The organism is Thiohalocapsa marina (assembly GCF_008632335.1).
Taxonomy (GTDB): Bacteria; Pseudomonadota; Gammaproteobacteria; order Chromatiales; family Chromatiaceae; genus Thiohalocapsa; species Thiohalocapsa marina.
The window spans coordinates 245,286-266,916 of record NZ_VWXX01000004.1 but is presented as its reverse complement, the minus strand read 5'-3'; the positions used below and the strand labels follow the sequence as shown (position 1 = coordinate 266,916).

17 protein-coding genes are annotated in these 21,631 nt (G+C 65.2%); 5 read left to right on the top strand and 12 right to left on the bottom strand.

What is annotated here, in order from left to right; all coding sequences use genetic code 11:
* Window positions 1–15: 15 nt before the first annotated feature.
* The 11 genes from F2Q65_RS05130 to F2Q65_RS05080 all read right to left on the bottom strand — a co-directional run bounded on the left by F2Q65_RS05130 (window position 16) and on the right by F2Q65_RS05080 (window position 16,729).
* The gene (locus tag F2Q65_RS05130; RefSeq protein ID WP_211353951.1) at window positions 16–1,731 is read right to left on the bottom strand and encodes a helix-turn-helix transcriptional regulator; all 1,716 of its coding nucleotides are present in this window, start codon (window positions 1,729–1,731) and stop codon (window positions 16–18) included.
* Between the two features lie 14 nt (window positions 1,732–1,745).
* Window positions 1,746–3,734, bottom strand: coding sequence for an efflux transporter outer membrane subunit (locus F2Q65_RS19615; protein ID WP_211353950.1), 1,989 nt, complete (start codon window positions 3,732–3,734; stop codon window positions 1,746–1,748).
* Between the two features lie 214 nt (window positions 3,735–3,948).
* Window positions 3,949–5,142 carry an ABC transporter ATP-binding protein gene (locus F2Q65_RS05120; RefSeq protein ID WP_150091068.1) on the bottom strand — a complete coding sequence of 398 codons (1,194 nt, stop codon included), beginning with the start codon at window positions 5,140–5,142 and terminating at the stop codon, window positions 3,949–3,951.
* Between the two features lie 4 nt (window positions 5,143–5,146).
* Window positions 5,147–5,953 carry a carbohydrate ABC transporter permease gene (locus F2Q65_RS05115; RefSeq protein WP_170265538.1) on the bottom strand — a complete coding sequence of 269 codons (807 nt, stop codon included), beginning with the start codon at window positions 5,951–5,953 and terminating at the stop codon, window positions 5,147–5,149.
* Window positions 5,954–6,162: 209 nt separating this feature from the next.
* A complete protein-coding gene (locus tag F2Q65_RS05110; RefSeq protein ID WP_211353949.1) occupies window positions 6,163–7,089 on the bottom strand; it encodes a carbohydrate ABC transporter permease in 927 nt (308 codons plus the stop codon).
* On the bottom strand, window positions 7,086–8,339 hold the full coding sequence (locus F2Q65_RS05105; protein ID WP_211353948.1) for an ABC transporter substrate-binding protein: 1,254 nt from the start codon (window positions 8,337–8,339) through the stop codon (window positions 7,086–7,088). The genes F2Q65_RS05110 and F2Q65_RS05105 overlap by 4 nt, the downstream gene beginning before the upstream one ends.
* A 17-nt stretch (window positions 8,340–8,356) precedes the next feature.
* The gene (locus F2Q65_RS05100; RefSeq protein ID WP_150091064.1) at window positions 8,357–9,970 is read right to left on the bottom strand and encodes an ATP-binding protein; all 1,614 of its coding nucleotides are present in this window, start codon (window positions 9,968–9,970) and stop codon (window positions 8,357–8,359) included.
* A 4-nt stretch (window positions 9,971–9,974) separates the two neighbouring features.
* Entirely contained in the window at window positions 9,975–10,454 is a 480-nt protein-coding gene (locus F2Q65_RS19610; RefSeq protein WP_211353947.1) for a hypothetical protein, read from the bottom strand.
* A 164-nt stretch (window positions 10,455–10,618) separates the two neighbouring features.
* Window positions 10,619–11,845 (bottom strand): META domain-containing protein, encoded by a 1,227-nt coding sequence (locus F2Q65_RS05090; RefSeq protein ID WP_170265536.1) that lies wholly within the window; start codon window positions 11,843–11,845, stop codon window positions 10,619–10,621.
* Window positions 11,846–12,419: 574 nt separating this feature from the next.
* Entirely contained in the window at window positions 12,420–14,336 is a 1,917-nt protein-coding gene (locus F2Q65_RS05085; protein ID WP_150091060.1) for a glycosyltransferase family 10 domain-containing protein, read from the bottom strand.
* A gap of 47 nt (window positions 14,337–14,383) precedes the next feature.
* Window positions 14,384–16,729: a glycosyltransferase gene (locus F2Q65_RS05080; RefSeq protein WP_170265534.1), complete on the bottom strand. Its 2,346-nt coding sequence runs from the start codon at window positions 16,727–16,729 to the stop codon at window positions 14,384–14,386.
* Between the two features lie 191 nt (window positions 16,730–16,920).
* On the opposite strand from F2Q65_RS05080, the gene F2Q65_RS05075 reads away from it, so the two are divergent.
* From F2Q65_RS05075 to F2Q65_RS05060, 4 genes are all read left to right on the top strand, one after another.
* Window positions 16,921–17,196, top strand: a complete 276-nt coding sequence (locus F2Q65_RS05075) for a PqqD family protein (RefSeq protein ID WP_150091057.1) — start codon at window positions 16,921–16,923, stop codon at window positions 17,194–17,196.
* Window positions 17,189–18,031, top strand: a complete 843-nt coding sequence (locus F2Q65_RS05070) for a phosphoenolpyruvate carboxykinase (ATP) (protein WP_150091055.1) — start codon at window positions 17,189–17,191, stop codon at window positions 18,029–18,031. The genes F2Q65_RS05075 and F2Q65_RS05070 overlap by 8 nt, the downstream gene beginning before the upstream one ends.
* 33 nt (window positions 18,032–18,064) lie before the next feature.
* Window positions 18,065–18,889, top strand: coding sequence for a glycosyltransferase family A protein (locus F2Q65_RS05065; RefSeq protein ID WP_150091053.1), 825 nt, complete (start codon window positions 18,065–18,067; stop codon window positions 18,887–18,889).
* 69 nt (window positions 18,890–18,958) lie between these two features.
* On the top strand, window positions 18,959–19,603 hold the full coding sequence (locus F2Q65_RS05060; protein WP_150091051.1) for a hypothetical protein: 645 nt from the start codon (window positions 18,959–18,961) through the stop codon (window positions 19,601–19,603).
* 36 nt (window positions 19,604–19,639) lie between these two features.
* Here F2Q65_RS05060 and F2Q65_RS05055 read toward each other — a convergent pair whose 3' ends face one another.
* Entirely contained in the window at window positions 19,640–20,263 is a 624-nt protein-coding gene (locus F2Q65_RS05055; protein ID WP_150091049.1) for a twin-arginine translocation signal domain-containing protein, read from the bottom strand.
* A 213-nt stretch (window positions 20,264–20,476) separates the two neighbouring features.
* Here F2Q65_RS05055 and F2Q65_RS05050 point away from each other — a divergent pair, with 213 nt between their 5' ends.
* Window positions 20,477–21,520, top strand: a complete 1,044-nt coding sequence (locus F2Q65_RS05050; protein WP_170265532.1) for a nucleotidyltransferase family protein — start codon at window positions 20,477–20,479, stop codon at window positions 21,518–21,520.
* The last annotated feature ends 111 nt before the right edge of the window (window positions 21,521–21,631 follow it).

Genomic DNA, 21,631 nt, shown 5'->3' with positions numbered 1-21,631 from the left:
TCAGGTGCAACTCTGTCAGATTCCGAGGGTGGCGACGGCGCGGCGAATCAGGGGGTGGCGAAAGGCGACGGGCTCATCGCCGTCCTGGCCCGGTCCGCCGGTCAGGATGCCCGCGCGCACCGCGGCGCTGACCGCATCGCGGACCTGCGCCAAGGGCTGTCCCAGGTCCTCGCTCAGTCCGGCCAGGTGGTGGCGGCTGGTGGCGGTCTCCGCCAGGGTCTGCAACATCCGCCAGTCCAGTTCGAAGCCGTCCAGCCGGGCCGCGATCACCGCCAGCAGCGGCAGCGGGAGTTCGTCGCCAGAGGCCCGGGCCAGTTCCACGGCAAAGAACGGCACCCCTGCGGCCTGCCGGCAGATATGGCGGCGGATCTCCGGATCCGGCGGTGTGTCGGCGGCGGCCGCCAGATCGTCAATCAGGCGGCGGATGGCCGCGTCTGGCAGCCGGCGCAAGCGGATTGGCTCCGCCCGATCCGCGTCATCCGCCCGATGCGCGGCGCCGGCCGGGGCCGATCGGACGCCGCTCAGCAGCACGACGCGCCCGCGCGCCGCCGCGGGGGAGGCCTGGGCCAGCACGCGCGTTGCCGTCGGCCGGGGCAGCAGATGCAGATCGTCGATGACCAGCAGGTCCGGTTGGCCCGCGATGGGCGCCGACAGGGCGTCGATGGCCTGTTCCAGCCCGACCGGCGCGCCGCTGACCGCGTCGCGGAACGGCGCGCCGCCCGCGTCGGGCAAGGTCCGCAGATACAGGCCGCGGCCACCCAGCGACTGGCAGTGGCTCAGGGCGGCCTGGCACAGGCTGGATTTGCCCATGCCGCGCTCGCCCTCCAGGCGGATGACCCGACCTGCCGCGCCCGGGGTAAGGGCGGCGTTGAGCCGCGCCCATTCGTGATCGCGGCCGACCAGCGATGCGCGGCTCCGGGAGGGCAGGAGAAACAGCCGCGGGAGATCGCACAAGGGTAAGGGTTTGCGTGCCGTGGCGGCCGGGGCTGCGCCGAAGGCCCTTAGCAGATCCCGTGCTCCGGCGCCGAGGCTCAGTTCGCCGTCCGCTGTCTGCTGCAGCAGGTGCCGGGTCCTGGCGACTGCCGGAGTGGCGACGGCCTCGCCGGTCCAGGCGCCCCTGCGGTCCTTGCTCACGACGGCCATGCCAGCGTCGATGGCGACGCGCAGCTGGTCAGGGCCGGTGGGTGCCGCCGCCCGTGCGTCCTGACACAGGTTAGACAACAGCGCCGCGGCGGCCAGCAGGTCGTTCTCGCTGGAGCGGCGTACGCCAAACAGCAGATCGCCCAGGCCCTGGTCGCGCGGAATCAACAGCGCCCTGGCGTCGAAGGCGCGCGCCGCCAGCGCCCGCTGCAGCGCCGTGCGCAGCTCGGCGGGTGCGGCGTCCGGCAGCGCCAGGCTGAGCACCACGCAGGGGCGGCGGGCAAGGGTCCGCTGTTGCAGCCAGTCGGTATCCGTCAGTGCGGTGTCCAGGTCAGTCTGCTCCGCCCGGGCGTCCGGCGCCGCCAGCAGCGACAAGCCCCGGGAGACCGCCATGCTCCGGTTGCGGACGTTCAGGCGCTTGAACAGCCCGACCAGGTGCTGTTTTACCGTGCCGACGCCGATGTCGAGTTCGCGCGCGATCTCCTTGTTTGCCTTGCCTTCGCACAGCAGTCGCAGGATCTGGCGTTGACGCGGTGTCAGGCCAACCGATCCGCGAGAGACAAAGGAGTCCCGGACGGGGCGCGTGTCCATTGCCGTGCCTAGGCCTAGTGTCTCACCGCCGTCGGCCGCGCCGGTGCGGCGGGATGGCCCCCGTGGGTCGTGCCCGATAGCGTTTTTTCCAGCGGGTCGGGCCAGGGAAAGCGGCCCTCGACGGTCAGGTTGGGGTCGAATTCCGCCACATCGCAGCGCGTCTGGCCGAGACGCACCGACTGGCACCATCCGGCCGCGGCGTCGCGGGTGTGGAATCGCTCCACCGTGAGGCGGTACCAGGTGGCGTCTTCTCCCTCCGGTGCGACCGTCTCGGTCGGCTTGTAGGCCAGCAGCGCATGTCCGTCGACTGCAGCGGGATAGCGGTTGTGCAGGTCGCGCCACATGGCCTCCACGCCGTCGCGCGTGTGGCTGCCAGTCAGCGCCACCAGCCATTGCGGCTGCGTCTGGTCGTCGTCCTGGTCGCGGCCCTGCTGTTGCTGTTTTGTGTCTGACGTGCCCCATCCGCCACTTGGCAGCCAGTGGTCCCTGACCTGCACCGGCGCCGCCTCGCCCACCAGGATGCTGCCCAGGTGCCTGGCCGGACGCCGGCCATCACCCGGCAGGGGCGCGCGCTCCGGCGCGCCGCCACCCAGCGCCGAGAACAGCTCGATCTGCCCCTTGTACATGTCGCCGCGGAAGCTGTAGAGATCGTCCAGATAGCGGTAATAGGTGCGGGCGGTGTTCTGCCAGACCAGATAGTCGATGGCGCCCGCCAGATAGGCATCGCGGCTGTCGACCCAGGCGCGCCGGGCCGCGTCGGTGGCCACCTGTTGCAACTGCAGGCGTTCCCGGGAGTGGGAGATGGTGGCGAAGGCATCCTCCACCTCCACCGTGGCGCCGTAGATGACCTTGATGTAGGTTTCGATCATCTCCTCGTGCACGGCTCGTGAGTAGTCGACCTCCCGCTGCCGCTTGCCGGCGTCGAATACCGTTGCCGACAGATTGGCGACGAAGTTCCAGAACACCGTATGTGGCATGAAGACTTCTTCGATATAGGTGCTGCCGTAGCCGATCTCGGCGGTCAGGTCCAGCGGCGGCAGGATGCGGGCGCGAGCGACATCGATGCGGGCGTCGGCGGCGATCAGGCGGGCCTCGATGGCGCGGACGTCCGGGCGTTGCAGCAACAGCGCCGCCGGCATGCCGGCGCGAACGCGCGGCAGGCGCAGCGAATTGAGGCCGTCCCGCGGCAGGTGCAGGCCGTCCGGCACGCCGCCGACCAGGAAGGCGAGGCGGTTGGCCACCTGAGCCTGGCGCAGCGCGATGGCGGGCATGTCGGCGCGCACACCATAGACCGCGGAGCGTTCCTGCTCGACGTCGATGGTGGTGGCGTCGCCCACGTCCAGGCGGGTCAGCATGCCGTCGAGCATCTCTGCCAGCACCGCCTCGGTGTCCCGCGCCACGCGCATGCGGTCATTCAGCGCCAGGTAGTCGACGTAGGCGGCCACCACCTCGGCCACAAGCCGTCGCGCCTGGTCGTCGTGCTCGAAGATGGCGCGCCAGAGTTCCATGCTGGCCGAGTCCGACAGCGAGGCCAGTTCGCCCCAGAGGTCCACCCGCCAGTCGCCGCGCAGGCCGATCTGATAGGTCTCGTCGGTTTCGACATCACCCCCGCGGGGGACGTCACCGATGCCTTCGTCCGGCGCCTCGTATTGATAGCGTAGTGGCACCGAGACCTCCGGATACTGCCCGCCCTTGGCCTGCGCAGCCCGGGCGCGGGCCTGCATGACGCGCTGCGCGGCAATGCGCAGGTCGGCGTTGTTGGCCAGGGCGCGGTCCACCAGTTGATTCAGGGTCTCGCTGCCCAGCAGGCGCCACCAGTTGTCCAGGTCCGGCGCGTCGGGCTCGCGTTGGTCGGGGGAGGGATCAGGCGCGGTGTTGCCCGCATCGTTGGCGTAGCGGCTGGGCAAGGGCACCTGTGGCGTGTCGTAGTGATCGCGCTTGACGGCGCAACCGGACAGCATCAGCAGGGTCAGCAATGCAACTATAGCCGTACGTGCAACCATTGAGTGACGTCTCCTGATCATGCTGTCCTGATTCGTGCGACCACGTATCCGAGCCCGGCTCCTCGAATCCTCGGTCCGGACACATGGCGTTTAACCACTGCATCCACGAAACGGCGGACGTCAAGGTGATTGCGGTACCGAGAAGTGTAGGCGATCAGCGCGAAAAGGAAATAGCACCTGCCACATGCAGGCGCCGAATGTCAGACAACGTCGCTCAGCATGGTGTGTCGGGTGGGCAAATGATGGATGGACCAGCGATTCGCCTGCCAGAGCGGGCATCGAAGAGCAGGACTCGGTCTGGGTCGAGGGTCAGCCGCGATATTTCGCCTGGGTTGATCCGGGTGTCTGCGCTGACTCTTGCGATCGTTCGCAGTCCCGTCTTCTGTCGGGCTTCGAGGCCCAGGTGCTGGTGCAGTCGATCCGAGGTCCGGTCGTTCACCGCTGGTACGTCGAAGTGCAGATAGAGGTCGGCGCCAAGCCATTCGATAGCTTCGACCCGGACCTCGAAACTGGTCTCGCCTGGCGGTTGGTCCTCGCCGCTGACCGTCGCATCGAAGTGCTCGGGGCGGATGCCGACGATCAGATCTGCATCCCCGGCGGGCAGCCGCCCGAACAGGGTTTCGGTCGGCCTGAGCATGGTCATGGGCAGGTGCAGCTGGCCATCCTGCAGCCGGGCCGGCATCAGGTTCATCGGTGGCGAGCCGATGAAGCTGGCGACGAACAGATTGGCCGGCTCCGAATAGAGCTCGCGCGGGCTGCCAACCTGCTGCACCTCGCCCCCGCGCAGGACGGCGATGCGGTCGCCCAGGGTCATGGCCTCGGTCTGATCGTGGGTGACATAGATGGTGGTGGTGCCCAGCCTGCGCTGCAGCTGGGCCAGCTCGGCGCGCATCTGCGTGCGCAGCCGCGCGTCGAGGTTGGAGAGCGGCTCGTCGAGTAGGAAGGCGGCCGGCTCGCGGACGATGGCGCGGCCCATGGCCACCCGCTGGCGCTGGCCGCCGGACAGGGCCGCCGGTTTTCGGTCGAGCAGGTCGGTCAGCTCGAGCATGGCCGCGGCCTGCGCCACGCGTCGCTCGATCGCGTCTTTGGGCAGCCGTGCCAGCTTGAGAGGAAAGGCCATGTTCTCGCGCACGCTCATGTGCGGATAGAGCGCATAGCTCTGGAAGACCATGGCCATGTTGCGATCCTTGGGATCGCGGTCGGTCACGCGCTCGCCGCCGACGCGGACCTCGCCGGCGCTGGGCCGCTCCAGGCCAACGATGAGCTTGAGCAGCGTCGACTTGCCGCAGCCCGAGGGGCCGACCAGCACGAACAGCTCGCCGTCGGCGATGCGCAGGCTCGTCGGTTTCAGCGCCTCGGTGCCGTCGGCGTAGCGCTTGGCGATGCCATCGAGCTCGATGTTGGCCATGGGATTATCCCTTCACCGCGCCGGCGGTGAGGCCGGCGACGATGCGTTCCTGAAAGATCAGCACCAGCAGCGTCACCGGGAGGGTGACCACCACCGAGGCGGCGGCGATGGCGCCGGTGGGCAGCTCGAAGCGCGAGCTGCCGGTGAAGAAGGCGATGGCCGCCGGCACGGTGCGGGCGTCGTTGGTGGAGGTGAGCGCGGCAGCGAACAGGAAGTCGTTCCAGGCGAAGATGAACACCAGAATGGCCGCGGTGACCACGCCCGGCGCGGCCAGCGGCACGATGACATGGCGGAAGGCCTGCAGCGGCGTGGCGCCGTCGACGCGGGCGGCCTGCTCCAGGTCCCAGGGGATCTCGCGGAAGAAGGCCGCCAGGATCCAGATGGCCAAGGGCAGGGTGAAGGTCATGTAGGGCAGTATCAGCCCGAGCCAGGTGTCGTACAGGCCCAGGTGGCGCCAGAGCTCGAAGATGGGGCCGATGACGGCAATGGGCGGAAACATGGCGATGGCCAGCGCCGCGCCCAGGATCAGCTCGCGTCCACGAAAGCGCAGACGCACGATGGCATAGGCAGCGAGCATGGCCAGCAGCACCGATAACAGGGTGGCGATGGCGGCGATGCCGATGGAGTTCCAGAGTGCCGCGGGGAATTGCGCGTCGCTGAAGATGGCGCGGTAGTGCTCCAGGCTGATGCGGGCCGGGATGAAGCGCCGGTCGCCCAGATCCGCCGCCGGCTTCAGCGACAGCGACAGGATCCAGGCCAGGGGCAGCAGCGCATAGGCAATGATGAGCAGGCTGCCCAGGCGCCAGAACAACCGATCCCAGCCACTCTCGAATGGTCCCTTTGTCGAGGCTCGATTAACCGCAGAGGCGCAGAGAACGCAGAGACAAGACAAAGGCTTCGTGCGTTTCTCCGTGTGTTCTTTGCGTCCTCTGCGCCTTTGCGGTTTGAATTTGGAATTGCTGGCCACGGGCAGGCGTTGAGCGCCCTCATGGTTTTGCGCTAAGCGAGGGACGTCGCGGCTCATGTCTGCCCCCCGCGCGAGAGGCGCAGGCCGAAGCCGCGCACGAACAGGATGGCGATCGCCAGCACGACGAGAAAGATCAAGACCGAGACCGCCGAGCCCAGGCCGAGATTGAGCCGCGTCACCAGCGTGTGATAGCCGACGATGGACAGGGTCTCGGTGTCCTGGGCGCCGCGGGTCTGCACGAACACGGTATCGAAGATGCGCACCGCGTCCAGGGTGCGAAACAGCAGGGCGACCAGCAGCGCGGGCCGCATCACCGGCAGAGTGACGCGAAAGAAGCGCTGCCAGGCATTGGCGCCATCGACGCGGGCGGCGTCGAGCAGGTCCTTGGGGACAAGGGTCAGGCCGGCGAGCAGCAGCAGGGCCATGAAGGGGGTGGTCTTCCAGACCTCGGTGAGGATGATGACCAGGAATGCCGACCAGCGCTCGCCGAGCCAGGCCCGATCGAGCCCGAGCCAGGGATTGACGAAGCCGGTGACCGGGTCGAAGGCGAACTTCCAGGCCAGGGCCGCGACCACCGTGATGATGGCATAGGGGATCAGCACCGATGCCCTTAGGGTGCGGCGCAGGAACAGCACGCGGTGCATCACCAGCGCCAGCAGCATACCCAGGATCAGCTCCAGGCTGACCGAGCCGACCGTGATGATCAGCGTGTTGAGAACCGCCTGCCACCAGACCTCGGAGGTGAGCACGCTGGCATAGTTGGCCAGGCCGACGAAGACGCGCTCGTCCGGAAAGCGCAGATCGTAGCGGAACAGCGACAGCCAGAGGGCATAGAGGATCGGATAGGCGGTGACCAGCAGCATGGCCAGCACGGCGGGCATGCACAGCAACCAGGCCAGACGCTCCTCGGCGCGGGTGCCCAGGTGGGTGCCAAGGTTGGTGCCGGCGCGTCGGTCGGGAGGGCCGGTCGCCTTGCTCACAACAGGCCCTCCGAGCGCAAGGCGCGCTCCACGGCCGCGCGCAGCCGTGCCGGACCCCGCTCCGGATCGACCTCAGCCAGCGGATGCAGGATGCGCGTAATGGCCAGCGAGACGTCGTTGTAGAGGGGCGTCCGCGGCCGCTGCACGGCATCGCGCAGGGTCGCGCGCAGCAGATCGGCGAACGGGAATGTGTCCCGGACGGCTGGAGCGTCATACAGGGCCTCGAGCGTCGGCGGCAGACCGCCGCGCGTCGCGGCGATGCGCTGATTGTCGATGCCGCTGATGCAGGCGGCGGCCTCGAAGGCCAGCTCGGGATGGCGGGAGTCGGCGCCGACACCGAGATTGATGCCGCCGATGGTCACCCGGCTCGGCCGCTCCGGGCTCACCGCCGGCCAGCGTGCCCAGCCCATGTGTTTTGCGATCTCCGGCGCATTGGCGTTGGCGCTGGGCCACACATAGGTGTAGTTGAGCATGTAGCTGGCCTCGCCGGATTCGAAGGCCAGCCGTGTCTGATCCTCGCGGGCGGTGGCCAGCGCGGGATCAGCGGCCGGCGAGTTGGCCAGTCGCCGCAGGATGCGCAGGGCCGTTCGGGTGGGCTCCGGCGCCAGGGAGGGCTGCTCGGTATCGGCATCGAGCACGGCCCCGCCGGCCGAGGCCAGCAGGGAGACGAAGAAGACCATGAGCCCCTCGTAGCGCTCGCCCTGGGCCTGGATGCTGGCGCCCTTGCCGATGGACTGGCTCAGGCGCTCGGCCTGGTCGATCATCTCGTCCCAGGTCCGCGGCGGCGCCGGCACGCGGTCGGTGCGGTACCAGAGCAGCTGGGTGTTGGTGGTGAAGGGCGCGGCCCAGAGCCGGCCGCCGTCGCTGGCGCTATCGACCGTGCTCGGGATGCGTCCCGCGCGCGCATGCTCGGCCAGCGGCTCTGGCCAGGGCAGGATCCAGCCCGCACGCGCGAACTCGGCGGTCCAGATCACGTCCATGCCGATCAGGTCGATATCGTCGTCGCCGGCGGCGAGACGCCGCACCAGTTGCTCGCGCTGCTGGTCGGCGTCCGCCGGCAACGGCTTCAATTCAATGTCATAGCGGCCCTCGGAGGCCTCGCCGCAGCGTCTCGCGGCCTGCGCAAAGGCACCCGAGGGCTCGTCGAACACGTACCAGCTCAGCGTGGGCGGCGTGGCTGGCCCCTTGTCGCAACCGGTCAGGGCGGCCAGTACGCACAGCAGGCACGGGATGTCGCGAAGCGCACTCAAGGGTTGCTTTCCGGCGGTCAGGCCACCCGCTGCCAGTCGGCCCGAACCAGGTTGCGCTCGCTGGCGCTGAATACCAGCCCCACCTCGAACAGCCCCTTGCCCGGTGCGTCGCGGTATTTGGCGCTGTAGCCGCGTGCCTGGATCTGGGCCAGCGCCGGATTGGCGGTGGTCTCGCCCGCTTTGGCGCCCTGTTCGGAATCCTGCTCGGAATCTGGCCCGGCGGGACCGCGCTGCAGCTTGATCTCCATCACGTAGATGTAGCCTTCGAGCTTGATGGTCAGGTCCGTCTGGCCCTGGCTGCTGATGTCCTCGGGGATGACCTGGGCATTGAGGCTGGCGAAGAAGGCATAGAGCACGCTGGCGTAGTAGCCCTCGGCCTCGGGCAGGTCGTTGTGGGTGAAGTTGCGCCAGGGGATGCCGGCGAACAGGCGCTTGAGTGTGGCCACCAGGCCCGGCAGGTCGCCCGCGGCCAGGGTGTCGTAGAGCCCGTCCTGCCAGCGCGTGCGGTCGTTCTCGATGCCGGTGTAGCCGGTGATGAGCTGATCGGTGAGGGCAAAGCGTACCTCCTGGTTGGGGATGCGCAGGCGAAACAGCAGCCGGCCGCGTCGGCGCACCGTCTCGGCGATGGTCAGATAACCGCTCTGAAACAGCAGGGTGACCGGATTGATGCGCTCCACATCGAAGGCGTCGAGGATCTCCTCGCTGACCTCCAGCGCCTCCAGTTCGGGCAGGAAGTAGCGCTTGCGCTGAAACAGCTTGATCAGAAAGCTCGGGCTGCCGGTCTCGAACCAGTAATTGCGGTAGCTGTGCCCCTCGCTGATGAACAGCAGGATGTCGAAGGGGTTGTAGACCGGCTCGCCGAGGAAGCTGTGGCCGTTGTACCAGGTGCGCAGCTCGTCGCGGTCGACACCGGTGAGGTGGCCGGCAAAGGTGGTCTCCAGATCCTGCTGGGTATAGCCGCAGAGGGTGGCGTAGTCGGCGCTCAGGGTGATGTCGCGCAACTGGTTCAGCCCGGAAAAGAGGCTGACCTGGCTGAACTTGGTCACGCCGGTCATGAAGACGAACTGCAGATGGGCGTCCTCGGGCTTGAGCACCGAGTAGAGGTTCTTCAGGCCCTCGCGCATCTCGGCGGCAATCTCCGGGCGCTCGATGTTGTCCAGGATGGGCTTGTCGTATTCGTCCACCAGCACCACGACGCGCTGGCCGCAATGGCTGTGGGCCTGGCGGATCAGATCGCCGAAACAGCCCGGCAGGTCGGTCTTCTGCCAGTCGCAGGAGACGCCCAGGCGCTCGGCGTTTAGCCGCAGCAATGCCTGGAGTCTTCGGTCAAGGGCGTCGCGGTCCTGCAGCACCCCCGCGGCAAAATCCAGCCGGATGACCGGATAGCGCACTGACCAGTCCCAGCCCTGCTCGGCCTCCAGCCCCGTAAAGAGCTCGCGACGGCCGCTGAAGAGCTCGGCCAGGGTGTCGAGGAACAGCGACTTGCCGAAGCGTCGCGGCCGCGAGAGGAAGTAATGGGTGCCGTCCTCGATCAACTGCAGCGCAAAGCCGGTCTTGTCGACGTAGCAACAGTCCTCCTCGCGGATCTTGCGAAAGGTCTGGATGCCGATGGGGAGCTTTTTGCAGGACATGGTTTCAGTTTAGCCGTGCCGCGGTCTGCTGCAGGAAGGCGGCGGTGTCGTCCGCGAGTGCGGTCAGCAGGGTCTCAGGTACCCGGGCAACTGGTCGCGTATGACCAGCTCGTAGTTCACCACGTAGAAGCCGAGCCCCTTGCGATATTGCACGGCGCGGGTCTCGGTTGGCCCCTGGATGATCTGCGCCTGTTGGCCCGTGAATTTCGTCTGGAATGCGCAGGCGGAAACGGCCGGCGGCATCGAAGTGATCCGCCAGCAGCGGGCTCAGGTCGGCCTCGGTCTCTTCGTCCTCCACCTCGGCCCAGAGCCCGTCCTCGCTGCGATCCAGCGCGGTGACGCGATGGTCCGTGCTGTGGCGCAGCGCGGCGCGGATCACGCCGGCGTCGGCCAGGGCCTCGATCTGCTCGATGTCGAGCAGCAAGGGGTCCTGTGGTGTGTCGGTGTGGTCGGATGCGGCGGAGCCAGGGGCGGACTCGATCATGATGACGGGGCCGGACGCTTGCTTCGTGAATCAGCAAGTTTAACCCCAGACGCCGCGAATTGAATCGCGGCGCTGGGTACCCGGGGGGCAGGCGTCACCGACAGGCCCGGCGACTCTCCCAGCCGGCGGGGTGGGCGTGGCCCGCTGGGCCGGGGCGCGTGATCTCAGTGCCGCGCCAGGATCAGGCTCTCGCCGCCGCCGCGCAGATGCAGCGCCCCGCTGTCGTCGATGTCGAAGGCGTCCACCCGCGCCAGCGCGTTGAAGAAGGTGCGCTCCTGGTTCATCAGGGCCTCGCTGCAGGCCATCATGGTGCTGCCCAGCGGGCCGATGGTGAGTCGCTCGCCGGTGAGCTGTGCCTGGCCATGGTAGCGATTGCAGCCACCGCTGCCGCTGAGGGCGCCGTTGCGATCGAACAGCAGCGTCACGTGGGAGCGGTCGATGATGCCTTGCCCGCTGATGTCTTCCACCGTCCACTCGCGGCCAGTCAGCAGGCGCAGCGGATCGCCACCGCAGCCTTGCAGGGGCTCACCTCTGGCATCCACGCGCACGCGCTGCGGATGCGGCATGCCGGTCATGCTATCGCGGCAGATCTGCTCCACGATGGTCAGACGGATGCCGTCGTCGGCGAGCACGTAGCGGAACCCGCCGTCGGCGATCTCCGGTTGTGGCAGTCGCGCCTCGAGCGTCGAGGCGCCAAGGTCGGTGGTCAGCGTCATGCGGTCACCCTGCAGCCGCAGCGACCAGCCCGGCTCGTTGCCTTGCGCGCGCCAGCCGGCATCGGCCTCCGGTGGCACAGGCACGCAGGCTGGCAGGGCGGTGCCGTCCAGCTCCACCCGCGCGGTGTCGCCCTTGATCCAGAGCACGACGCTCTCGTCGGCGTTGGTGTACCTGGCGCCGGAGGCCGCGATGGCCTGATCCAGTTCGAGCACGCGGCCGGCCAGGTCCAGCAGCGCCCGCTCGCCGGCGAAGCCGATTCGCACCCGTTCCGCGCCGCAGCGCAGCGTGCTGGTGAACCCCATCGGCGTGTAGGGGTTCAGCAGGATCTCGCCCAGATCCACCGGTGCGTCACCCGGAGCCACCTCGACGACATCGCTCACCCAGCGCGCCTGGCCGTCGATGAACAGGGCCGCACGCAGCTCGGCAGCGACCCGTTCCGGAATCGTCAGCGCGAACGGCAGCGGCACCTGCGCCCCCTCGGAGACCGAACGCGTCTCGCCAAGCAGGACGCCGTCCAGCCCGCGGGCCTCGACCACCAGCCGGGCCTCGGGCGGCAGGGCGATGCGTGCCAGGTAGGTGACGCGCCCTTCGATGGACCGCACGGGCTCGTCCGCCAGGGCGGAGGGGCCGGCCACAGCCAGCAACAGCAGAACAAGCGAGCGAAGATGGATCATGATGATAGGGACCCAGGATGGATGAAAACGCGCGGCGCCGGGTGGTCGTCCCCGACGCCATGGACCAGGCCATGATACTGACGCAGGCCGCCGGGCTCCAAGGTGCAACACAGGTAAAGCCAGACGAAACGAAGAACTTTCGAGCGCAGGAGACACCGTCATGCCGGCGTCGCGACCCGTGTTTTGCCCGCCTCCCAGCGCATTTCGCACACCTGATCGTGTGCCATTCTTGCGCGACCTGCCCGATCACGTAAATACCGCCGCCAGGCTTCGCCCCCAGCAGATAGTCCAGTTCCGGTTGTGCCAGGGCGGCGTCAAGGTCAAAAATTATATGAGGACGATCATGCGTTACTGATAAGGAATCTGCCGCGGCGCCACTTGCATAAAACAAGTCCTATTTATATCGTAGTTTTGCCCTGAAGAGCCGAGAGTCTGCGGTCTCGTTTCAAGGTCTTGATCGTCGCGCCGGCCGGTAGCCGGTAGGGTGGACAAGCGCAGCGCCGTCCACCAAACCCCGCTTCGGGAGGTGGCCGGAACGATGATCAAGGCCCTTTTCAACGTTATGCAAATGCTGTTACTGGGCGGAATGCAATTCAGTCCTAATTTGATGGCGGCGGAGTCGTTCTTCCACCTTCCTGCACAATTGCGTGAATGGAGGTGCTTTTTGTTTCTCCAGGAGGCGTGAGAATGGCTTGCTGAATGGCTTCTGCCTCCATTCAAGATAGTGACTGTATCGAGTCGGGTTGTTTGCCAGTTGTAGCAGGTGGTCAGCCAGGGCCTGAGGAGATGGGAAGTCTGCAATATTGATAAAGCATCCCTCTCCCGGCGCGAACTCATCGATATTTGGGGCGCCGAGGTAGACGGGGACCGAACCGGCTGTCAAAGGGTCGTAAAATTTTTCCGTGACATAATCTTGTGCGATGGCGTTTTCAAAGGCAAGGGTGAACTTGTATCTTGCGATTGTTTCAAGTTTCGATACCCTTCCTTTGTCGTGCTGGATCAGTCTGTTCTGCAACAGTCTTCCATAACAGTGCACATCCATGTATTGCATGAGTTTCGTGAGATATTCTACTCTGCCGCTATGGTTGTAAGGGCTGGAGATGAAGGAGTTGATCAGGAATTCTTTGCCGTATTTCGGAACTGGAGCTGCGTGAAAATTTTGAAGATCATCGGGGATGTAAGATACAAAGATATCTGATTCGGGATGATAATCCATGCGAAGATCGAATAAGCTCGCAAAAGCAGGGTCGCACATCCTTGGGTAGTGTGCTTCACAGCATTCCATGGTCCATGCAACCCAGATTTGCCCTTCCCTCTTGCTGATCGGCTGGGGCACCTGCAGCGATGGCAGGTGGAAGACAACTGCGGCGGCGTACCGAAAGTAGTATCTGTCCGTTGTCGGTATAAAGTTTTCGGGAATGTCTTCGTCGTTGTAAGTCAGGGGTTGGTCCCACATGGTGTTGTAGAAGAGGATGATCTTCTTCCTGCGTGTACTTGCTGGTCCGTGCTCAATTCCATTGCGAGCCGGCTCGGTCAGTCCCGTGTTTGGGGGATCGCAGCTCGCAAGGTTGTCCTGAGGTGAAGGTGTTTTTCTGTTGAGGGTCTGCCGTAGCGATTTGGAGAAATCCAGAAAGCGTGCTTCAAGGTTGATTTTTCTGGTGGAGAATGCGCTCTCCAGATCTCTAATGAGTGCCGGATCGAGGATCTCCTGAATATCGTCGAATTCGTAGACCGGCAGGCCTTCGTAAAGATGCGACAGGCCATTGCGCTGGCAGAGCACAAAGGCGCCAAGATAGAGCGCTTCCCATGTGCGGTGGCAATCCAGGCCATTTCCTTGCAAGGAGAGTACAAACTTGTGTTTCTTGTACTCGCGCCACAAGTCCTTCTGGTTCAGGCGGTTTGGGGGGATGTGAATGTGTGGCGAATCGGCCAGGACGGGGCAGAGTTGGTGTCGCGATGGCGAGCTCCGATTCAGGCAGGCATCCGCGAAAATCATGGGATGCAGGTAGCGGTCCTGGTGACTATTACGTATCGTTTCCAGTTCTCGCAGAAGGTGGTGTCCATTTCCTGCGCCCCGGTTCGTGTGAAGGTCCAGCCCAATGGGTACGCCGTTAAGCCCGCGATGGGGATTGGGCGTTCTTAGATTTTGCGTATGCCAGGCGAGCAGGTGGGGGCTGGAAAGAATCGAGTGCAGGGTCTCGTCGGGAATCTCGTCCGGAACGGTTGAGTCGCCATCGCTGGTAATCAGGATGAACGGCCGGGAGATAAACGGCATAACCTCCTGGGCGAACAAATCAAGGTTTCCGTGCTTTCCCGCTTTGCCATGGGAGCCGAGCTTCACCCAGTAGATGCGGCCATCGGTTCTGTATCGCTGTCGCAATTGTACGGGGTCGAGAATCTGTTCGGTTCCTGCAAACACATGGTCCAGTCCTCCGTTCTGGTCAGCAAGGAGCCCGAGGCCTTTCGACCACCAGACATGGGTCAGTTTCATGGCTTCGGTCACGGTGTTGTGTGTGCTTGCGGGAGTGATCCGGGTGGTCAGGGGGTGGCATGAACGATTTCCAGATCAGGCAGTCCCCAGCTCGCGATGCCGCTGTCGCGACAGCGGGCGGCGAAGCCCTCGGTTTCGATCAGGCCGCGGTAGCTGTAGTCAGGGAAGAGGAACCCCGCCTGGTGAATGCGGGCATCAACAAGCAGCATGGTTCCGCCCACGGCGCTGAGTTCGACCAGTTCCTGGCCACGAAAATCCTCGAGATACTGCCGGCCAAGGCCCCGCGGAGGCTGCATGATGCCGTCGAGGGTAACCTCCCAGGCCTGCGCCGCCGCGTTGGGCTTGAAGCGGAAACTGTTCAGGTCGTAACTGGGTCCGCCCGGGGCCAGCACGCAGTGGGGCGTGATGACCCGTTTGCCGTAGCGCAGCAGCTGCATGAGCACGTCCGCGGGGTAAGCAACAACATCCGCGTCGAGCCACAGGATCCAGGTCTCGCCCTGAAAGGCGCGACGGAAAAGTTCATTGCGGCTACGGGCCAGGATGGCCCTGCGTTCGAATTGGTGCTCCGGCGCCTTGCGGTTGGTGATGAACTGGAAGCCGTAGTCCGCGCTGATGACGTTGGTGCGGGCGAACCGCGGCCCGTGCTGTTGGCAGAGCGCATGCAGCTCCGGGAGGGTGTTGTCGTCGCTCGCGCCGTCAATGAAGGCGAGGCTAAGGCGGTCCTGGGGATACTCCAGCGCGAGCAATTGCTCGAAAAAGCCGGGCAGCAGGGCGGCGACATTTCTGACCGGCGTCAGCACCAGGACCGACGGGCATTCGTCAGGTCGCAGTCGGAGGGGTCTCGGTTGTCCAGGGATGTCGGGGGCATCGACGGTCGACTTCGCTGGCGCCGCGGCTTCAGCCGGTTGCGCGGATGCGATACCCACGGGTGCCGCAGCCACGGGATCGGGTTCGGGGCCGTCGAGGGCTTGCAGATAGTTTGCGATATCCACGCGCTTGCCCAGTTCGTCCAGCACGGTGTCGTAGCGATCTGGTGGCACCTGCAGCGACGCGGCTTCCCAGATCTGCTCGGAATGGGCGGCTCCAAAGGCGTTACGCTCGTGGCGGACGTACAGGTAGAGCCGGGCCTGGTCCAGCAGCGCAACGCGCTGCGACTGCAGCAGGGTGTCGATGACCGGCGTATCTTCGCCCCGGGCAAGATCGGCATAGGTAGGCAGGGCGGCCTTGGCGCATAACAGCGAGCCTTCCCAGGGGCGTGACGGCGAGACAGCAAGCCGTTGCTGTGCCGGCCACCACACCAGCCAGCGACTGAGCAGGCAGGCGGTTGAGGCCGTCGCGCGCAGCACGGCCATCTGCGTCGAGAGGCGCGCAGGGTCGTACAGGTCGTCGTCATCCCACTGACAGATGTATTCCCCACTGGCCAGGGCGACGGCCTGGTTGCGCAGTGCGCCAAGGGTCCGGGCGGATGCGGGTACGCGGATGTGTCGGACCCGCGCATCGGCCAGTGCTTGAACATGTTCGGCCAGGGTGTCGTCTGCGCCGTCATCCAGAATCACCAGTTCCTTGTTGGGGTAGGTCTGGGCACAGAAGGCGGCGATGGCGAGCCGGGCCTGGGCGGGGCGTGATCCGGTGACCATCAGGCAGGAGACGGTTGGCCAGGCATCAAGATCCGCCGTTGTCGTGCGCAACTGCAGGGCCAGCGCGCCGGCAGGCATCCCGTGATCGACCAGTTGCACCTGCGCGACGGCGGTGGCGAAGGTATCCGGGACCCTCTCCGTGCGCCACCAGGTGCCGGCCCAGTGGTGCATGGCGTGGGCGTTCTCGACGGCCTGCAGAAAAAATTTCAGATCAAACAGCTGCCCCTCGGTGCTTTGGTCGGATGTGATCGGGTAGAGAACCGAAGCGGAGAGGAGCTCGGGTGCATCTTCGCCGCGGTACTCGGCGACGGCACGGGTCAGGAGGTAGGGTCCTGTCGCATCCAGTGGGCCCGGGTGACGGCTGGTGTCCTTGAGAAGATCGATGACGAACCGCCAGAACGGATGGCCGGGCCGGGAAGCCATGAGGGCGTTGCAGACGATGCGGTCGTGTTCGAAGTGTTTGTGTTGCCCCAAGTGTGCGTCCGGCTCCAGACCCAGGACCACGCCCTTGCCCTCCAGCAGCGCATCGAACGGCCGCAGGCATTCGAAGTCCAGGTCGGCGTACAACCCCCCGAAGTGGTACAGCAGGAAATACCGGATTGCGTCCGCCCGGCAGATCGGGCTGGCATAGCCCTGGTAGATGGGCAGAAATTCGGGGTAGTGGGCCGTCAGAAAGGCCAGATTGTCGGCATCGGTCCAGAACCGGTACTCCCAGTGGCCGTGGTGCCTTTTCCAGCTCGCCTGCAGCGGTAGCATGCCTTGTTGAACACGGTTCGTTTTCCATGTCTGATGTATGATCCGGGGTATCATCTGTTGGCCCTGATTTGCGATGAAGCTGCCGCCGGACAGGCGCTGCATCCGGCCCATATCCGACCCCTCTCCTTCCGGGGCAATGGTACCATTCGCAACATCCATTCACTGTTCTCCCACCAGACAGGCGAACGAGCATGAGTGACCTGAATGCGCGATACCAGGCGCGCCCTGACCTGGAACTCGAAGACGCCGGCGGCGATCTGCTCGCCTACGTGCCAGAGCGTGAGGATACCGTCTACCTCAGCGAAACCGCACGCATCATCTGGCAACTATGCGACGGGCAGCGCACTGGCGCCGACATGGTCGAGCTGATCCGTGATGCTTATCCCGAGGTTGAGGATGACATCGAACAGCAGGTGCGCGACGCCCTGGGCATGCTCATGACCAGAGAGCTGGTGACGGTTGTCTGAGTCCGAGCAGAACCTGATCGGCATTCGTCTTGCGAACCGGCACGTTGCGGTCCAGGCAGACTGTCGTGCGCCGATCGAGGCGCTGCAGACGCTGTTTGCGGGCCATCTTTGCCCGGTCGGCGGCTCTGCCGCCCATCAGATTCGAGTGCACCGGGAGCCGGGGGGCTACCGCATCGAAGGGGGCGGCCCGTCCATGCCGCAGGTGCTGGACGAGGCGCAGCTGCCGCATGTGCTCTGCCAGGCGCTGTTGCACGGCTTGTCCAATGGCGAGGACCAGCACCTGATGCTGCATGCCGCCGCCCTTGCGAGGGGCGAGCAAGGCATCCTGATGGCGGCCCGCAGCGGCAGCGGCAAGACAACCCTGTCGGCGTGGATGATCGAGCACGGTTACCGGTTTCTGACTGACGAGCTGGTGGCCGTGGATGACCGGGGAATGTTGCATGGGCTCGCGCGCCCGCTGAATCTCAAGCAACGTGGCGCGTCCGCCGTGCAGGGCCTGGGCTGGCTCGAGCGTCAAATGCCTCAGGCCCTGCGTAGCGGCCCGATCACCCTGCTGCCCTGCGAGGACACCGAGCCGACACCCGCCCTGGCCACGCTGATGCTGTTTCCGCGTTTTGTCGGTGGCGATGAATTCACTGTCGAGCCGATGAGCCCGGCGCGCTGTGCCGTGGCGCTGACGGCCACGCTGCTCAACGCCCGCAATCTGCCTCGGCGCGGCCTGCCGCGCCTGCTTGACCTGGCGCGACAGGCACAGGGATATGCCGTCTTTTACAGTCACCCGTCTCAGGTCATCGGGTGGCTCGCGGACGAGCTTGCCCGGCGGGGACAAGAATAAGGGCGCACGGGCGGGCGACGACACAGGACGATCATGGCTGTTACCTTCATCACCACCTTCCGCGCCGGCGACCCGCGCCGGTTGGACAATCTGGCCTTTGTGCTGGCCTGGTACCGGCGGCAGCTGGACTGGGAGTTCGTGCTGGTTGAGCAGGATCAGGCTCCGGTCCTCGAGAGCGAGGCGCTGCCGGAGGGCATCAAGCGCCTGTTCGTGGTGAACCCCGGTCCGTTCAACAGGCCCTGGGGTTTTAACGTGGGCGTCCGGGCCGCGCGTGGCGATGTCCTGTTTTTCTGTGATGCCGATCTGCTGGTACCGACCCAGGCCCTGCAGGCCGCGGCCATGCTCTGCAGCCGACGGATGCTGGCGGTGAACCCCTATGGTGCGCTGGCTGATCTGAGCCAGGCGGAGAGCGATGGGCTGCTGCAACAGACCCGGCCGCCGTGTTTCGAGCGCGACGATGCCAGCCGCCAGCGGGCCGGCCATGAGTCGCTGTGTTTTTGCGGTGGCGCCTTCATGCTGCGCCGGGATCTCTTGCGCCACATGGGCGGCTTCGACGAGCGTTTCCTTGGCTGGGGCGCCGAGGACGATGCCATGTCACTGCGTCTGCAGCGCACCACGGCAGATATTGCCGAACTGCACCAGCACAACGCGCTGCATCTGTGGCATCAGCGCCCGGCCGAGACGACCTATGGTTCGCCGCACTACGCCAACAATCTGGCCCTGTTGCGGGAACTTGCCGCCATGCAGCCAGAGCGTTTTCGTTTTCTATGCGAGGTGCAGCGCCAGTTGACTGGCAATCCGGGCAAATACGAGCGGCTGGACCCCCTGGGCGGACTGCTTCAGCACCCCGTATCCTAGTGCCTGCTCAGTCTCCCGAATCCGATTTCCAACTTTTTGCTTCAACCCCGAGATCGTCGATCTCCTGCCATGCCTGAAAACCAGCACGTTCTCATCGGTACCCCCGCCTACGGCGGCATGGTACACGTGGACTACTTGTCATCCATCGCCGACTATTTCCGCGCCGGCATCCGCTTTACGCTGTCCACCATTGGCAATGAGAGCCTGATCACGCGGGCGCGCAATGCCATCCTGTCGCAGTTCCATGCGGATCAGCAGTTCAGCCATCTGCTGTTTCTGGACGGGGATGTCTTTCTGCCAGCCTGGGGCCTGAAGCGACTCCTGGGCCATGGGGCGGACGTGGTCTCGGCGCCAGTGGCGCTGAAGGGTTTTAATGCGCGCGGCGAGAAGATCTTCAATGTTGGTCCCTGCCTGGGAGAGCGAGGGCCGTTGCATAGCGTCGTGCATGTGGGGACTGCGGCGCTGATGCTGTCGCGCGCGGCGGTGGATGCGCTGGTGGCAGAGGCCATTGCCGAGGGCCGTGTTTACCGGCCGCAGCACAGCCGGGGCACCCCCTTGGCGGCGGTACAATACGATGTGTTTCGGGTGGGGGTGGTCGGCGGGACCTATCTGTCGGAGGACTTCTGGATCTGTCACCGACTGCGGGAGATGGGGTTCCAGATCCTCTGCGACCCCGAGGTGCCGACGCGGCACCAGGGGGTGACGGAGTTTTAGAAACGGTCTTCTTTTGTGTTCTTCTGTGAGTGGATGTTATGTAACCGAACAGCTGACGTTCGCGTTCGGGTCGACGTCGTAACGGTTGAGTGTGAAGCCTGAGTTGCAGTACAAGGAGTTATAATCGTAGTTTACCTGTCCAGAGATGCTGCCTCCGCCTACGACGCAGTTTGAGAACGTGGCGATAACATTTGGTGTCGGATTACCATAGAAAACGTCAAATTCTGGAATCTGGCCATTCACGGGGTTCACGTTGGAAGAGCCGTGTCCCACCGTGTTATCGACTGCGCGCATTGCGACTCGGACAAAATTGTTGTCAAAAACCCGCATGACCGCGCACGGGATTGTGTTGGGGATGCATTCAACAACAACTGCGTGCGCAGCGGGAATGAACGCATTGGCAAGCCGTTCAAACACACTTGGCGATTGCGCTGCGCCGACACCGTTGCCGTTGATTAAATTGGTGTAAGTTCCGGTGAGGGAGCCGACGCTACCCTGCGCATGGGCCGGCAGCAGCATGCTGTCGACGATGGGCCTGGTCCATTCCTTCGGCAGCAGCGCGGCGCCGACGCCGCCGGCAGCCAGGGCCTTCAGGAGTCGACGGCGGCCGACATGCTCAACTTGGAGGGCATTGTCTTCGTTCGGCTGGGGCGATGTCATCGGTCGTGTCCTTATAAGCGATCTGGTAAGCGATCTGGGAGCGCTGCCGCGCGGCTGGTCATATCGCCGTGGCGCCTGTTTCCGTCTTGCCGGTCAGTATCGGAACGTCGAGGCAGAGTGTGGCCATCGGTTGATAGTGTTTAGTCTGGAAAGCGGCCTCTGGTTTGTCAAGTCGGTGTTTCATGGACAGTGGGGATGCGCGATGATCGCAGAATGAACAAGACTGGCGTGGAACAAACCCTCGGCCTGCTGCGGGACTGGCTCGAGTCCGAAGCCCAATCGGCACGGCATCCGCATAATGTGGCGTCGCTGCCGGATCTGCCCACCCACGGGCGATGGCTGGACGCAGAGGGCCTGCTGCCCGTGCTTGCCGGTCTGGCGACGGGCCTCCGATTGCGCGAGCCCGACCGCGATCATGACCCGCTGCCGGATCCGGCCTGGCGCGCCCAACGCCTGAACTGCGTCGGCCGATCCCTGCGGCTCAAGATTGCCGGCGCGGCTGTCAGGGATGCCCTCGACGCCTGGGGCGGTCCCTGGGCCTTCATCAAGGGTTTTGCGCTGGCGCGTTCGGTCTATGAGTACCCGTGGATGCGTCTTGCGGCGGACATCGACCTGCTGGTGCGTCCGCAAGACCTGGATGCCGCGGTGGCCGCGCTGCGTGCCGCCGGCGCGCGGCCCATTGCGGGGTCTGTGCAAGGTCACGAACGTGCGTTGACCGTGCGCGGCGTTGAGATCGACCTGCACAACGCCCCCATGAGCAAGGGCCGGCTGCGCCATAATCCCGCCGAACGCTGGCTTGGCCGTCGATGCCGTATCGATGGCTACCCCTGTCTGTCGGCGCATGACGAATTGCTGCTCAGCCTGATCCATCCCGCGGTGACGGAGTATCTGGCGGCGCGTCTGGTGCGGATGCTGGACATTGCGTTGCAGGTGCGGCGCAGTCGAGAGCCGGTCGACTGGCCGCGCCTTGCCGATGATGCGCGCCGCCTCGGCCTGGCCAATGCGGCCTTCGCGACGGCGATCCGCGTTAACCATCTGTTTTCTTCTGGGCCGGATGCGTTGATCCCGCTGTCCTTCATGAACGCGCTGCGGGTCGATCCGCTGCGTAGACGCTATTGGCGCTTCTGGCTTGATCGCCAGCCGGATCAACTGTTCCGGCGCAGCCCGCTGCGGGCGGGACTGCTGTTCGGTCTCTGGCTCAACGACTCTCCCCGTGACCTTCTGCGGGCGCTGGATTACAAGCGACGACACTGGTGACTGTCCCGGGCTAATGCGTTGGTTTGCAGCGCGCAGTACGCGCGCGGAGGTTCGCGGCCAGTGGATCCGGTATAGAATCGGGCCATCGAAACGACGCATGACAGAGACGAG

Excerpts from the sequence above, each read along its gene's own strand:
- F2Q65_RS05130 (WP_211353951.1), bottom strand. The coding sequence starts at position 1,731 with ATGGACACGCGCCCCGTCCGGGACTCCTTTGTCTCTCGCGGATCGGTT.
- F2Q65_RS19615 (WP_211353950.1), bottom strand. The coding sequence starts at position 3,734 with ATGGTTGCACGTACGGCTATAGTTGCATTGCTGACCCTGCTGATGCTG.
- F2Q65_RS05120 (WP_150091068.1), bottom strand. The coding sequence starts at position 5,142 with ATGGCCAACATCGAGCTCGATGGCATCGCCAAGCGCTACGCCGACGGC.
- F2Q65_RS05100 (WP_150091064.1), bottom strand. The coding sequence starts at position 9,970 with ATGTCCTGCAAAAAGCTCCCCATCGGCATCCAGACCTTTCGCAAGATC.
- F2Q65_RS19610 (WP_211353947.1), bottom strand. The coding sequence starts at position 10,454 with ATGATCGAGTCCGCCCCTGGCTCCGCCGCATCCGACCACACCGACACA.
- F2Q65_RS05090 (WP_170265536.1), bottom strand. The coding sequence starts at position 11,845 with ATGATCCATCTTCGCTCGCTTGTTCTGCTGTTGCTGGCTGTGGCCGGC.
- F2Q65_RS05085 (WP_150091060.1), bottom strand. The coding sequence starts at position 14,336 with ATGAAACTGACCCATGTCTGGTGGTCGAAAGGCCTCGGGCTCCTTGCT.
- F2Q65_RS05080 (WP_170265534.1), bottom strand. The coding sequence starts at position 16,729 with ATGCTACCGCTGCAGGCGAGCTGGAAAAGGCACCACGGCCACTGGGAG.
- F2Q65_RS05075 (WP_150091057.1), top strand. The coding sequence starts at position 16,921 with ATGAGTGACCTGAATGCGCGATACCAGGCGCGCCCTGACCTGGAACTC.
- F2Q65_RS05065 (WP_150091053.1), top strand. The coding sequence starts at position 18,065 with ATGGCTGTTACCTTCATCACCACCTTCCGCGCCGGCGACCCGCGCCGG.
- F2Q65_RS05060 (WP_150091051.1), top strand. The coding sequence starts at position 18,959 with ATGCCTGAAAACCAGCACGTTCTCATCGGTACCCCCGCCTACGGCGGC.
- F2Q65_RS05055 (WP_150091049.1), bottom strand. The coding sequence starts at position 20,263 with ATGACATCGCCCCAGCCGAACGAAGACAATGCCCTCCAAGTTGAGCAT.
- F2Q65_RS05050 (WP_170265532.1), top strand. The coding sequence starts at position 20,477 with ATGAACAAGACTGGCGTGGAACAAACCCTCGGCCTGCTGCGGGACTGG.